Annotated in this window: 12 protein-coding genes; 2 read left to right on the top strand and 10 right to left on the bottom strand. The window is 62.7% G+C overall.

Features of this window, described 5'->3' with window-relative positions; translation table 11 throughout:
- Positions 1–55: 55 nt before the first annotated feature.
- The 4 genes from modC to HFC70_RS25390 form a co-directional block, all read right to left on the bottom strand.
- Positions 56–1,141: a molybdenum ABC transporter ATP-binding protein gene (modC, locus tag HFC70_RS25405; RefSeq protein ID WP_168476113.1), complete on the bottom strand. Its 1,086-nt coding sequence runs from the start codon at positions 1,139–1,141 to the stop codon at positions 56–58.
- Positions 1,138–1,830: a molybdate ABC transporter permease subunit gene (gene modB / locus HFC70_RS25400; protein WP_168476112.1), complete on the bottom strand. Its 693-nt coding sequence runs from the start codon at positions 1,828–1,830 to the stop codon at positions 1,138–1,140. The genes modC and modB overlap by 4 nt, the downstream gene beginning before the upstream one ends.
- Positions 1,831–1,842: 12 nt before the next feature.
- Positions 1,843–2,640, bottom strand: a complete 798-nt coding sequence (modA, locus tag HFC70_RS25395) for a molybdate ABC transporter substrate-binding protein (protein WP_168476111.1) — start codon at positions 2,638–2,640, stop codon at positions 1,843–1,845.
- Positions 2,641–2,770: 130 nt separating this feature from the next.
- Complete coding sequence (locus tag HFC70_RS25390; protein ID WP_246735954.1) at positions 2,771–4,942, bottom strand: DUF1217 domain-containing protein; 2,172 nt, start codon at positions 4,940–4,942, stop codon at positions 2,771–2,773.
- A gap of 282 nt (positions 4,943–5,224) precedes the next feature.
- Between HFC70_RS25390 and HFC70_RS25385 the strand changes: the two genes are divergently transcribed.
- The gene (locus HFC70_RS25385) at positions 5,225–5,791 is read left to right on the top strand and encodes a DUF6101 family protein (protein WP_168476109.1); all 567 of its coding nucleotides are present in this window, start codon (positions 5,225–5,227) and stop codon (positions 5,789–5,791) included.
- Positions 5,792–5,878: 87 nt separating this feature from the next.
- Here HFC70_RS25385 and dmeF read toward each other — a convergent pair whose 3' ends face one another.
- The 6 genes from dmeF to HFC70_RS25355 all read right to left on the bottom strand — a co-directional run bounded on the left by dmeF (position 5,879) and on the right by HFC70_RS25355 (position 12,674).
- The gene (gene dmeF, locus HFC70_RS25380) at positions 5,879–6,955 is read right to left on the bottom strand and encodes a CDF family Co(II)/Ni(II) efflux transporter DmeF (protein ID WP_168476108.1); all 1,077 of its coding nucleotides are present in this window, start codon (positions 6,953–6,955) and stop codon (positions 5,879–5,881) included.
- A complete protein-coding gene (locus HFC70_RS25375; RefSeq protein WP_168476107.1) occupies positions 6,952–7,230 on the bottom strand; it encodes a metal/formaldehyde-sensitive transcriptional repressor in 279 nt (92 codons plus the stop codon). Before HFC70_RS25375 ends, dmeF begins: the two co-directional genes overlap by 4 nt.
- A gap of 93 nt (positions 7,231–7,323) precedes the next feature.
- Positions 7,324–8,277 (bottom strand): 4-hydroxybenzoate octaprenyltransferase, encoded by a 954-nt coding sequence (gene ubiA / locus HFC70_RS25370; RefSeq protein ID WP_168476106.1) that lies wholly within the window; start codon positions 8,275–8,277, stop codon positions 7,324–7,326.
- Positions 8,278–8,378: 101 nt separating this feature from the next.
- Entirely contained in the window at positions 8,379–8,873 is a 495-nt protein-coding gene (locus HFC70_RS25365) for an acyl-CoA thioesterase (protein WP_168476105.1), read from the bottom strand.
- Positions 8,874–8,958: 85 nt separating this feature from the next.
- Positions 8,959–10,215: a cyclopropane-fatty-acyl-phospholipid synthase family protein gene (locus HFC70_RS25360; protein WP_168476104.1), complete on the bottom strand. Its 1,257-nt coding sequence runs from the start codon at positions 10,213–10,215 to the stop codon at positions 8,959–8,961.
- 146 nt (positions 10,216–10,361) lie between these two features.
- Positions 10,362–12,674 carry a Tex family protein gene (locus HFC70_RS25355; protein ID WP_168476103.1) on the bottom strand — a complete coding sequence of 771 codons (2,313 nt, stop codon included), beginning with the start codon at positions 12,672–12,674 and terminating at the stop codon, positions 10,362–10,364.
- 179 nt (positions 12,675–12,853) lie between these two features.
- Between HFC70_RS25355 and purD the strand changes: the two genes are divergently transcribed.
- On the top strand, positions 12,854–14,125 hold the full coding sequence (purD, locus tag HFC70_RS25350) for a phosphoribosylamine--glycine ligase (RefSeq protein WP_168476102.1): 1,272 nt from the start codon (positions 12,854–12,856) through the stop codon (positions 14,123–14,125).
- Positions 14,126–14,219 lie beyond the last annotated feature (94 nt).

The following is a 14,219-nucleotide window of genomic DNA, read 5'->3' as shown; positions in this document are numbered from 1 at the left end:
GTTTGGGAGGGGTTTTTCCAGGGCGATTTCCCTACCCTTTTCACGCATCGGCTAACTACGGCGTGCGGAAAATGCCTTCGGCGGCGATCGAGACCGTCTTGAACAGCAGGTGCACCGGAGAGCCGTGGGTCAGTCCGAGATGGGCGGCGGAGCGGCGGGTGATCTCGGCCAGCAACCGATCGCCGTTGCAATCGATGGAGACGATGATGGTGGCGCCCGCATCGCCGATTTCCTCGACCGTGCCGGTCAGCCGATTGAGCGTCGAGATGCCGGTCGGCAGGGAGGTGGACAGGACGATTTCGCTGGTGGGGACAAAGGCGCGGATATGGGTGCCGGCGGCGATGTCTGTGGACCGCAGGAACAGCGGCCCGGCCCGGCATTCGGCAAAGGTCAGCCCTTCCTCCGGACTGTGGCCGGTGACGATGGCGTGCAGGAAACTGCCGGCCTTCAGGTCGCCGGAGGCGCGCGGTACGACATGGAGGATCTCGTCCGGCGTGCCGATCGCCACCGTTCGGCCGGCGCTCATGGCCAGAACCCGTGTGGCAAGCCGCGTCACCTCCTCGATCGAATGGCTGACATAGAGAATGGGGATGCCGGCTTCGTCGCGGATCCGCTCGATATCCGGCAGGATGGCCGCCTTCAGATCATTGTCGAGGGCCGACAGCGGCTCGTCCATCAACAACAGGCGAGGCTTGGCCATCAGCGCCCGGCCGAGTGCCACGCGTTGCTTCTCGCCGCCGGAGAGATGGGACGGGCGGCGGTCGAGCAGCGGCCCGAGACGCAGCAGGGCGGCGACCCGGTCGAGGGTTTCTCCGGGCTCATGGCGCGGCGCGAAACGGGTGCCATAAGCCAAGTTGCCGCGCACGGTGAGATGCGGAAACAGCCGGCCTTCCTGGAAGACATAGCCGATGCGGCGGCGGTGCGGCGGCACGAAGACGCCTGAGCGATGATCGCTCCAAACATCGCCGGAAAAGGCGATGCGCCCTTCATCGGCCCTCGCCAGTCCGGCCACAAGGTTGACGAGGGTGGTTTTTCCCGAACCGGAAGGGCCGAACAGGGCCGTCAACCCGGCCCCGACCTCGACCTTGGCCGACAGTTCGAATGCGCCCTGGCGATGGCGGATGTCGATCTCCAGCGTCATGGTGCGCCCAGCCTTGCCGCCATACGGCGCGCCAGGATTTCCGATCCGACCAGGGCTGCCAGCGAAAGGGCGATCGAAATCGCCGTCAGTCGCAGCGCGGCGGCATCGCCGCCCGGCACCTGGGTATAGGTGTAGATGGCGGAGGCCAGCGTCTGGGTTTCGCCGGGAATGTTGGAGACGAAGGTGATGGTGGCGCCGAACTCGCCCATGGCCTTGGCAAAGGCCAGCACGGAGCCGGCAAAAATGCCCGGCAGGATCAGCGGCAGGGTGACGGTGGCAAAGACAGACGGCGGATTGGCGCCGAGCGTGGCGGCCGCCGTTTCCAGCCGCCGGTCGACACCGTCCAGCGACAGGCGGATGGCGCGCACCATCAGCGGGAAGCCCATGACGGCCGCGGCCAGGGCCGCCCCCGTCCAGCGAAAGGAAAACACCAGACCGAACCATTGATCGAGAAAGGCGCCGATCGCGCCTTTGCGCCCGAAGCTCAGCAGCAGCAGATAACCGGTGACCACCGGTGGCATGATGAGCGGCAAATGGACCAGCCCGTTCAGCAAGGTCTTGCCCCAAAAGTCGCGCCGCGACAGCAAGTAGGCGACTGCAATGCCGAGCGGCAGCGAGAAGGCGACGGCGGTGGCCGCCACCTTCAGGCTCAACAGCATTGCCGTGATTTCTTCGTCCGTCAGGATCACGCGTCGCCTGCTTCAGTTGGTCTTGCTCAGGACCGTGAAGCCGGCATCGGTGAATATGGCATGGGCCTTGGCGGACTGCAGATAGGCGAGGAATTCCTTGGCCTCGGGGCCTTTCGCCTGCTTCAGAACGGCGGCCGGATAGATGATCGCCGGGTGGCTGTCCTCGGGGAAGCGGTCAAGCACCTTGACCTTCGGGTCGGCCTTGGCATCGGTCTCGTAGACGATACCGAGCGGCGCTTCCTGGCGCGACACCAGCAGCAGGGCGGCACGGACATTCTCCGCCTGTGCGACCTTGTCCTTGACGCTATCCCAGACGCCGAGCGCCTCCAGCGCCGCCTTGCCATAGACGCCGGCCGGCACCGCATCGGTATTGCCCATGGCCAGATGGCCATCGCCGAGCAGATCGGCAAGCGGAAAGCTCTTTTCGATATGAACGGTCGCGGTTGCTTCAGCCGGGGCGACAAGCACGATGCGGTTGCCGAGCAGGTCGGTGCGGGTATCGGCCACCAGCTGATCGGCCTTGGCGAGATAATCCATCCATTTGAGATCGGCGGAGATGAACAGATCGGCCGGAGCGCCCTCCTCGATCTGCTTGGCAAGCGCGGAACTCGCGGCAAAGGACAGAACGACCGTCCCGCCGGTTTCGCTCTTCCAGTCCTCGGCGATCGTGCCGAGCACGTCCTTCAGGCTGGCGGCGGCAAAGACGGTGACAGGCTCGGCAGCAAAAACCCCTGAAACCGGGGGCAGAACCAGGGCCGAGGCAATGACAAGAATCCGCGCGAAAAAACCGCGCCGGGAAGCGTTCCTCATGAAAGACTCTCCATTGTTTCAACGATCGATATATCTCTATGGATATATCGATATCGGAAAAGAAATGGCCGGGCAAGAGCCGCCCGGCCACGAATTCGAACAATTCTAAAATTTGATCGAACGCCCCGCGTCAGCCGCTTTTCAGCTGTGAGATCGACATCAGCAGATCGGCGCTGATGCCGACCGAGCCGCTATTGGTCAAGACGCTGAGAGCCCCCGATGAGGTGTCGACATTGTCTATGTCATACATCGAAGTGAAGCGTTGCAGGAATTTCTTGACCTTTTCCGGATCCTGCAATTCTTCGAGATCAAGGTTCTTCTCGACCAAAGCCGCCTGCTTGTCGATGTCCAGGCTGCTGAAATCGGCGGTATAGCCAAAGGCAGTGCGGAAGGTCTGCAGCAAAGCGTTGTCGCCGAGAATATCATAGGCGGTGTTGATGGTCGGTGCCATGCGCTCCCAGTAGAGCGCCAGGCGGACGCCGGCATTGCTGTCGCCCTGCTCTTCTTCCATGGTCTGGTGCAGATAAAGGTTCTGGGTTTCCAGAACGGCGCCGCGCTGCTGGACGGTGCCGACGGTGTCGGAGGTCAGCTTGCCCTCGCTATCGAAATTGAAGGACGCGACGATTTCGGCGTAGCGCTCGTCGGCCTGGCTATTGGCAAAGCTCTTGGGATCCTCCAGGTCGGAGGCGAACAGCTGCTGCATGAACTCGTCGTCGACCTCTTCGGGATCCAGTCCCTTGGAGATCAGCAGGAAATCCACCAGCCGCGGATCCTCCAGCAGTTCTTCGACGGTCCGGATGCCGATGACGGTTTCCTGGTAATAGGTGGATTCCTCGGTCGCTGCGGTCTTTGCCGTTTCCTTCTCCGGATCTTCCAGCAGGCGGGTCTTGTTGACGATGTAGCTCTTGGCGATATCGGTAATGGCGATTTGCGACTGGGCCAGCAGCGGCGCCGTCGCCTCGCCTTCGGACGAAAAATTGAAGGCGCCGGCCATGCTGATCAGCCGCTCGTCCTTGGTCTTGTTGGCATAGCTCTTGGGATCGGTCAGGTCGCTGGTCAGGACGCGGCGCAGATTGGCCTTGGAGACTTCGCCTTCCTCCAGATCATAGGCCTTGAGCAACATGGCGTACATTCTCGAGTTGCCCAGCAGGTCATCGACCGTCTCGACCGAGCTCATCTGGGTTGAATAAAAATCAACCAGATCATCCAGATCTTCCTGATCGGCATCGTCATAGTGGCTGAGATAGGCCGTATTGGTACGCTCCAGCTGGGTGGCGCTCTGGGCAGAACCGGCGACGACCGTGCCATCCGTCTCGAAATTGAACATCGCGGCGATGCTGGTATAGGCCGAGCCGCCCTGCTGCTGGGCATAATTGTTGGGGTCGGAAAGGTCGCTGGTGACGATATTGGAGAAGGTCGCCTTCAAGGTGGTCGCCGGCAGCTGGAAGGCCGTCTTGACATAGTTGAACAGCCGGCTGTCATTGGTCAGCTCGTCGACATTGGTGATCGTGGCGATCTTGGATTCGTAATAGGCCTGTTCGCGCTCGGCGATATAGGGGATGGTGTAGGACGGCACGACATCGAGATAAAGTTCCTCGACCGACGTCTTCTGGGCAGCGGTCTGAGCCGTGGCGCCGGAGATGGTGCCGTCGGCATTGAAACCGAAGGCCGAAGCCAGGGCGACATAGTCCTCATTGCCGGCCTGGTTGACAAAGCTTGAGGGGTCGCTGACATCGCTCGTCAAGACAGAGGTCAGAAAATCAACGGAATAATAGGTGCTGTCGAGCTCGAAGGCATCGAGCACGAAATTGCGCAGCCGCGAATTGTTGAGCAGATCGCTGACCGTCTGAACATTGTCGACGGCCTCGCTATAATAGGCGACTTCCTCTTCGACCTCGGTGCCTTCATCCGCCAGGGCCTGTTTGTAAAGGCCGATCATCTCGTCTTCCTGACTGTCCGATTGGGCATCGGTGGTCGCCGTGGAAAAGGTGAATGCTGTGGCAAAGGTACGATAGCGGTCGTCGGACAGCTTGTTGGCATAGCTGTTTTCATCTGACAGATCGCTTTCCAGCACCTTCTTCATGAAGGCCTTGGCATAGGTCATCTCTTCAAGGCCGTGGGCCTTCATCGCATAGGAATAGAGCCGGTAGTCGTCGAGAAACTCATCGACCGTGGTGACCTTGCCGATATTCTCCTTGTAATACTCGGCCTCCCGCTGGACCTGATTGCTGCTGCCGACGCGATCGAGGCTGGCCTTCATATCACGGGCGACAAGATCATAGCTCAGATAGGTGGAGACCATTTTCGTGCATTTCCCTTGGGCTGCGGACCGGCTGGCGGAGTATCCGCTGCGAGGCTTGTCCGTGGCTTTTCGCATGCTCGATCGTTCGAACTTTGCGAATCACGTTCACCAGTTCGAAACCGTTATACGCCCCAATTCGCTAACCATTTGGCATGGCAAAGTTTTTTTAACCGCGATTTTTAAGCTGTCCGGAAGGGGGCGGCGCTATCTTGACCCTCAGAGGACGAAAAGTCCCGAAGAGCAAGCCGAACAGGCTCTCGAGGTAAAACAAGGGTATTATTGATGACAAACACCGTTATGAAGCCTGCATGGGCAGGCGCAACGTTGCGGCTCGACCCGAAGCGCTTTCCGCAACAGGTCACTTACGCATTGCGTGGAACGACCGGCGATGTCACCATAACGATCGACGAGCGCGGCGCGGTGCTGCGCAAGATCCTTCCCTCCAGCGGGTTGCCGCTGTCCTTCGCCCTGCCGGCCCGCGCTTTCAAGGGCGTCGCCGCCCGGGCGATCGACCATGGCGACGGCGAGGTTACCGTGACACTGGAACTGCATCACGACGATCCTGACCTGTGCATTCCGCTGCTGGTCGCCCATGACCTCTGCGACATTGCCGCCGACTGGCGCGGCTGGTCGGACGCCTTCCGCATTCCCATGCTGATGATCGAGGCCGATGGCGTAGCCCGGCCGCTCGAGGAGCATCTCGGCGACGTCAGGGCGCAGGCCGCCAAGCCGCGCCGCCGCCATTCCTATTTCGCCGCCCGCCGGCCGCGCTTCCTGGTGCGCCGCAGTACCGGCAGCCTCGGCGTGACGATGAAGATTTCCGGCAAGGAAATCATCGCCCGGACCTGAGTTGGTCCCACCATTTCGCCCTAAATCGACAAAGCCCGGATCGGCAGACAGCCGATCCGGGCTTTGTCCATTGGGCAAATGTTTAGTTCAGGCGCTTTTCAGCTCCACCTCGACCGTCACATGGGACAGGTTCTTCAGCGGCGCCAGCCGTTCCCGGTAGTAGGACGGGGCACGGGGTGCGGCGGCGTTCAGCGAGACAATGGCGCCGTGATGGCCGGGACCAAGCTGCCAGACATGCAGATCGGCGATCTCGGCGCCATCCTTCTCAAGGATATCGCGAATATCGGCTGACAGATGATCGTCCGAGGGCAGCCGGTCGAGCAGCACAGCACCGGAATCGCGGATGAGGCCGAAGGACCAGCGGGCAATGACCAGAGCGCCGACCATGCCGATCACCGGATCGAGCCACAGCCAGCCGTAGATCGTGCCGGCCACCAGCGCCGCGATGGCGAGAACCGATGTCAACGCATCGGCCAGCACATGCAGGTAGGCAGCGCGCAGGTTCTGATCGCGGCCGGCGTGGCTTTCCCGCCCGTCGTTGGCGTGATCGTGATGCGTGCTATGTGCGGCATGATCATGCCCATGGGGGTGATCATGGTGATGATCGTGGCTATGGGCTCCGGCAGAATGATGAGCATGAGATCCGTGGCCATGATGATGGCCGTGATCGTCCTTCAGTAGCCAGGCACAGACCAGATTGACCGCAAGGCCAAGCACCGCCACCAGGATGGCCTCGTTGAAATCGATCGACACCGGGGCGCGCAGCCGCATCAGGCTTTCCCAGCCGATCAGCAATGCCACGATGCCGAGGATGATGGCGCTGGCGAAGGCGGCCAGATCGCCGAACTTACCGGTCCCGAAGGTGAAATCCGGATTGCCGACATTGCGGCGGGCATAATGATAGGCAAGGGCTGCGATCAGGATCGCGCCGGCATGGGTTGCCATATGCCAGCCATCGGCCGTCAGGGCCATCGAGCCGAACAGCGAGCCGGCCACGATTTCCAGCACCATCATCGTCGCGGTGATGGCGATGACGATCCAGGTGCGGCGCGCATTGCGCTCGTGGTCGTCGCCGAGGAACATGTGGTCATGGCGGCTGGCCAGACGCTTGGCGCCGCGGTTGGGGTGGGGATGGGAATGGCCGTCGTGATGATGATCGCTCATTTCAGATAGCTCCTGATGACCTCGATGAGATCGGCTGCACCCTTGGCCCGGTCGGCGTCTTCCTCCCGATCCGGATTGACCACATGCTCGCGGATATGGTCCTCGATCAGTTCCGCCGTCAGCCCCGTGGCGGCACCCCGCACCGAGGCGACCATGTTGAGAATGTCGCCGCACGGCGCTTCAGAAAGCAGCGCGGTCTCGATCGCCTCGATCTGCCCCTTCATCCGACGGATGCGGGCCAGCAGCTTGGTCTTGTGCTTGACGGTATGGCTCATAGCATAGGGGGGTACCCTATTTTCAAGTCATATTCAATACGCATGCGCGGCCGGCTCCGGTCAGGGCGCCGAAATCAGGTCTCTCGGTCGCGATCAGGCAAACGGCAGGGCAAGCAGCAGGCCGGCAAACAGGATGGCACCGACGCGGCCGTTGGACTTGAACAGCGCCAGGCACTGGGCCGGATCGTGAATATTGAGCACGGCAATCTGGTAGGCGAACATCACGGCGGCCACAGCCAGGCCCAGATAGGCCAGCAGCCCGACGCCGGCCAACAGGAAGGACAGCAAAAGCAGCATGAGCGTCAGGCCATAGAGGCCGACCAGCCATTGCCTTGTGTTGTCGCCGAACAGGCGGGCGGTCGAGCGCACGCCGATCAGCGCATCGTCCTCGGTGTCCTGATGGGCATAGATGGTGTCATAGCCGATGGTCCAGGCGATTGCTGCCCCATAGAGCAGGACGGCGGCGACAGACAGGGAACCGGTCAGGCCGGCCCATCCCATCAGCGCGCCCCAGGAAAAGGCAAGCCCGAGGAAGAATTGCGGCCAGTCGGTAAAGCGCTTGGCAAACGGATAGATCGCCACGATGCCCAGCGACAGAATGCCGAGCACGATGGTGAAGGGGTTGAAGCACAGCAGCACGGCCAGCCCGACCAGGGCCTGTACGCCGACAAACAGCTTGGCCTGCCAGCGCTTGACGCGGCCGGACGGCAGCGGCCGCGAGCGTGTGCGCGCCACCTCCATGTCGATGCCGTGGTCGACCAGGTCGTTATAGGTGCAGCCGGCGCCGCGCATGGCCACTGCGCCGATGAAAAACAGCACGAGTTGACCGACGAACAGCGCGATATCAAGCCGGCCATCGGCGGCCAGCGCATTGGCAGCCAGCGCCGAGGACCACAGGCACGGCCAGAGCAGCAATTGCCAGCCGATCGGCCTGTCCCATCGCGCCAGCTGCGCATAAGGCCAGGCAGCGCGCGGCAGCACCCGGTAAACCCAATTGTCGGAAGGTGCATCGGCAACGCGTCCGGCGTGTTCGTCTGTTGTGTCCATGGTCAGAGTGTTAGAACAAAGTTCTGGAAAATGGAACAGATCTGACACCCGTTGAAGGTCGGCAAGACCCCTCATGTCGAGCTCGGGCATCCATCGCCGCCTTACCCCTTCGGCGGCGAGGCGGCAGCGTTGAAGCGGGCTTCGAATTCGAGGCGCAGGCTGCGGCGGACTTCTGCGGCGCGCTGGCGTTGATGGGCGATCTCGGTCTTGGGGGCATAGGCGGGGATGGCCGTCGGGCGACCTTCGGCATCGACCGCGACCATGGTGAAATAGCAGGAATTGGTGTGTCGCCGCTCGCCGGTGCGAATATTCTCCGCCTCGACACGGATGCCGATTTCCATCGAGGTGCGCCCGGCGTAATTGACCGCGGCGCGGAAGGTGACGAGTTCGCCGACATGGATCGGCTGACGGAAGACGACCTGATCGACCGACAGCGTCACGGCATATTGCTGGGAATAGCGCGAGGCGCAGGAAAAGGCGACGCGATCGAGCAGGTTGAGAAGCGCACCGCCATGCACCTTGCCGCTGAAATTGGCCATGTCCGGCGTCATCAGCACGACCATTTCGAGTTGGCTTGTGTCATGTCCGACGTCCATAGTGCCTCCATCCGGCTTGCCTGCGAGGTCACCACCCTATCGCCTGCGGGCCTCAAGACAATGGCTAGATGTGCTTCCCGGCGCTCTAGAACACGACTTTTTCCAGAGGTGGCCGGGTGGCATCGAAAGCGGCAAGGGCCTGTTCGCGCTCGGCAATATAGCTGCGATTGTCCGGCGTCGCAGAGTTGGTCCGGGCCAGCTGGATCTGGAAGATGAAGAAATTTTCATGGGTGAAGGCCATTTCCGAGCCGGCCAGATAGAATTCCCACATGCGCACGAAACGCTCGTCATAGAGGGCCAGAACCTCCTCCTTTCGTGCCAGGAAGCGTTGCCGCCAGTGGCGCAGCGTGTGGGCATAGTGCCAGGGCAGGATCTCGATATCGCGCACCAGCAGGCCGGATGCCTCGATGGCCGGCATGACCTCGGCGAGCGAGGGAATATAGCCGCCGGGAAAGATGTATTTCTCGAAGAACGGATTGTTGACCCGCGACGGATAGGGCTGGCCGATCGAATGCAGCAGCATCACGCCGTCATGCTTCAGCAATTCCGCCACCTTGGCGAAATAGTCGCGGTAATGGGCAGGCCCGACATGTTCGAACATGCCGACCGAAACGATCCGGTCGTAGGGCTCGTCCTTCAGGGTGCGGTAGTCCTGCAGGTCGAAGCGCACGCGGCTCGCCAGGCCACGCTTTTCGGCGCGCAGCCGCGACACCTTCAGTTGCTCTTCGCTGAGCGTGATACCGCTGACATGAACACCGGAGGACTCCGCCAGATACATGGCCATGCCGCCCCAGCCGGAGCCGATCTCCAGTATGCGCTGGCCGGGCTCCGGCAGCAGTTTGGCGACGATATGGCGTTTCTTGGCCACCTGCGCCTCGTCGAGGGAAATGGCGGGCGGGTGGAAATAGGCGCAGGAATATTGCCAGTCGGCATCAAGGAACAGATCGAACAGCTTTGCGCTCAGATCGTAGTGATGGGCGACGTTTTCCCGGTTGCGGTTGATCGGCAGCAGCCCCTTCAGGCGGGTCAGCAGCAGTCGCACGACGCCGCGCCAGATCATGCCGAAGGTCAGGTCTTCGGCCAGCGTGTTCGATTTGACCAGGGCGAGCAGATCGTAGATGTCGCCACTGTCGAAGGTCAGGCGGCCTTCCATGTAGATCTCGCCGAGCTTCAGCTGCGGATCGGCGGCAATCTCGCGCTCGGCGGCATCATCTGAAAAGCGGATCGCCACCGCCCTGCCCGTCCCATCGCCGAACCTCTGTCTTCGGCCATCCGCGCCGGTCACCTCCAGCGTTCCGGTCCTGATGATCCTTGCCAGCATGCGACGCAGAGAAGAGGCCATACATACACCTGTGCCTGAAACCGATGTCTTGCAGAAGCTCCTTCAAAAACTACCGCGTTTCAATCTGCAAGCAAGAGGCGCCGCTTCATATAAGCGTCATCCGAAAGAGGCCGGCATCGACCCTTGCCGTGCCGGCCTTTGGCCACTCACTTCTTGCGCATGGCTTCGGCAAGGGCTGCGCCAAGGCCGCCCATGGCAGGCGCTTCGGGCTTGCCGGCCGGCTTGGCGCTGGCGTGGCGCATGGCATTGGCCGAGCCGCGCGGATCGCGCATGGAGGGCGCTTCCGCCTCGCCGCCATCCTTGCGCATGGTCAGCGCGATGCGCTTGCGCTTGACGTCCACCTCGACGACGCGGACCCGGACGACATCGCCGGCCTTCACCACGTCATGGGGATCCTTGACGAAACGATCGGCAAGCTGGGAGACATGCACCAGCCCGTCCTGATGCACGCCGATATCGACGAAGGCGCCGAAGGCGGCGACATTGGTGACGGTGCCTTCCAGCGACATGCCCGGCTTCAGGTCGGTGATTTCGTCGATACCTTCGGCAAAGGTCGCGGTCTTGAAGCTCGGGCGCGGGTCGCGGCCCGGCTTTTCGAGTTCGGCGAGGATGTCCTTGACGGTCGGCAGGCCGAATTGCTCGTCGACGAAGCGGCGTGGATCGACCGCCTTCAGCGCGACGCTGTCGCCCATCAGCGAGCGTAGGTCGCGGCCGCAGGCGGCAACGATCTTCTTGGCGACGCCATAGGCTTCGGGATGCACGGAGGAGGCGTCGAGCGGCTCCTTGCCGTTCGGAATGCGCAGGAAGCCGGCGCATTGTTCGAAGGTGCGGTTGCCGAGCCGGGCGACCTTCAGCAGGTCCTTGCGGGTGGCAAACGGGCCCTCCTGGTCGCGATGATTGACGATCGCCTCGGCGATCGAGCCGCCGAGACCGGAGACGCGGGCCAGCAGCGGCGCGGAAGCGGTGTTGAGATCGACGCCGACGGCGTTCACCGCATCTTCCACCACGGCATCAAGCGAGCGGCCGAGCCGGGCCTGGTCGACATCGTGCTGGTACTGGCCGACGCCGATCGATTTCGGCTCGATCTTGACCAGTTCGGCCAGCGGATCCTGCAGGCGGCGGGCGATCGAGACGGCGCCGCGCAGCGACACGTCAAGGTCCGGAAACTCCTTGGCGGCGGTTTCCGAGGCCGAATAGACCGAGGCGCCGGCTTCCGAGACGATGACTTTCGTCGGCTTGGGGGCCGGCAGGGAGGTCAGCATGTCGGCGACCAGCTTTTCCGTCTCGCGGCTGCCGGTGCCGTTGCCGATCGAGATCAGCTCCACCTTGTGCTTGCGCACGAGTGCTGCCAGGTCGGCCTGGGCGCCGCGGATGTCGTTGCGCGGCGGGAACGGATAGACCGTGGTGGTGTCGAGCACCTTGCCGGTGCCGTCGATCACCGCCACCTTGACGCCGGTGCGGATGCCCGGATCGAGGCCCATGGTAGGGCGTGAGCCGGCCGGGGCTGCCAGCAGCAGGTCCTTCAGGTTGCGGGCAAAGACGTGGATCGCCTCTTCTTCCGCCCGCTCGCGCAGGTCGCGCATCAGATCGAGCGACAGCGACATCGAGAGCTTGACCCGCCAGGTCCAGCCGGCGACCTCCATCAACCAGAGGTCGGCCGGGCCTTTCTGACCGATCTGGTAAGCGGCGGCGATGGTGCGGTGGGCCGGCTTGATCGGCGCCGGATCGTCCTTGTCGGCCTCGATCGACAGGGTGAGGATTTCCTCGTTCCAGCCGCGCAGCATGGCCAGCGCGCGGTGGCCGGGCGCGGTGGCCCAGCGCTCGGAATGATCGAAATAATCGGCGAATTTCTCGCCGGCCTGCTCCTTGCCGGCGACGACCTTGGAGTAAAGGAAGGCCTTGTCCTTCAGATAGGTACGTAGCGTCTTCAGCAGATCGGCATTTTCCGACATGCCTTCGGCGATGATGTCGCGGGCGCCTTCAAGGGCTGCCTTGGCATCCGGCACCTCGTCCTTGATGTAGGCCTCTGCCAGCTTCACCGGATCCGAACCGCGGTCGGCGAGGATCGCTTCGGCAAGCGGGCCGAGGCCCTTTTCGCGGGCGATTTCGGCGCGGGTGCGGCGCTTGGGCTTGAAGGGCAGATAGATATCCTCAAGCTCGGCCTTGGTGACCACCTTGAAGATCTTGCCCATCAGCTCGTCGGTCATCTTACCCTGGCTGGTGATCGATTCGACGATGGATTTGCGCCGTGCGTTGAACTCGCGCAGATAGGTCAGCCGCTCGGCGAGATTGCGCAGTTGCGTATCGTCCAGCCCGCCGGTGATTTCCTTGCGGTAACGGGCAATGAAGGGAACGGTCGAGCCCTCGTCGAGAAGCCCCACGGCCGCCATCACCTGATCGGTACGGGCATTGATCTCGGAGGCGATGATCGCGGCGATGGATTTCAAGTCGTCAGCCATATGATTCCCAGTTTCCTCAAAAAATGCGAGCCGCGACCATAGCGGCGACGGCGTGCAAGGCAACGAAGCGCAGGTCCGGTCCACAGGAAAGCGTGGACGGCCGCAAACGCCGCTTTCCGCTTGACCTTTGCGCGCCCTACCCTTAACCGCCGACAATCATGGCATTCGGAGGGCGAGCGATGAAAGTTCTGTTGATCGGATCGGGCGGCCGCGAGCATGCGCTCGCCTGGAAGCTTGCGCAATCGCCCCTTTTGACAACCCTCTTTGCCGCCCCCGGCAATCCGGGCATTGCCGAACATGCGACGATCGCCGCGATCGATACGGACGATCATGCCGCCGTGCTGTCCTTCTGCCGCGACACGGCAATCGATTTCGTGGTCGTCGGCCCGGAAGCGCCGCTGGTGGCGGGTCTGGCCGACGTGCTGCGCGCCGCCGGCATTGCCACGTTCGGCCCATCGGCGACGGCTGCCCAGCTGGAAGGCTCCAAGGGCTTCACCAAGGATATCTGCGCCAGATACGATATCCCGACCGGCGCCTATCAGCGCTTCAACAATGCGCCGAAGGCCAAGGCCTATATCCGCGCGCAGGGCGCGCCGATCGTCATCAAGGCCGATGGCCTTGCCGCCGGCAAGGGCGTGACGGTGGCGATGACCGTGGAGGAGGCGCTGGCCGCCGTCGACGATTGTTTCGAGGGCGCCTTTGGTGCGGCCGGCGCGGAAGTCGTGGTCGAGGCGTTCCTGGACGGCGAGGAGGCGAGCTTCTTCTGCCTGTGCGACGGCAAGACATTGTTGCCACTGGCGACCGCCCAGGACCACAAGCGGGTTGGCGACGGCGATACCGGACCCAATACCGGCGGCATGGGCGCCTATTCGCCGGCCCCTGTCATGACGCCCGAACTGGTCGAGCGCACCATGAAGGAGATCATCGAGCCGACCATGCGCGGCATGGCCGACAGCGGCATGCCGTTTTCCGGGGTGTTTTTCGCCGGCCTGATGATCACCGAGAAGGGTCCGGAACTGATCGAATACAATGTGCGGTTCGGCGATCCGGAATGCCAGGTGCTGATGATGCGGCTGAAAAGCGATCTTCTGCCGCTGCTTTTTGCCTCGGCGACCGGCACGCTGGACCAGGTGACGGCAGAGTGGAGCGACGATCCGGCGCTGACCGTCGTGCTGGCCTCCAAGGGCTATCCGGGCAGCTATGCCAAGAACACGCCGATCGGCGCCCTGCCGGCCGAGGCAGAGGGCGCAAAGGTGTTTCATGCCGGCACAGCGCTGAGGGACGGCGCGCTGGTGGCGACCGGCGGCCGCGTGCTGAACGCGACCGCGACGGGCGGCACGGTGGCTGAAGCGCAGTCCCGCGCCTATGGGCTTGTGGACGGGGTGACCTGGGACAACGGCTTTTGCCGGCGCGATATCGGCTGGCGTGCCGTGGCGCGGGAAACGCTCTGAACAACCGCCCCAGGGCGGGAATAAAACGACGATTAGCTCAAAATTTACCGGTCTCCCTGACGGGATGGAAACGACTGCGCGCTATTCTTCTCTT

The sequence above is a fragment of the Agrobacterium sp. a22-2 genome (assembly GCF_012276985.1).
Classification (GTDB): domain Bacteria; phylum Pseudomonadota; class Alphaproteobacteria; order Rhizobiales; family Rhizobiaceae; genus Allorhizobium.
The sequence above is the reverse complement of the archived record's forward strand: the minus strand, read 5'-3'. Positions and strand labels throughout refer to the sequence as shown.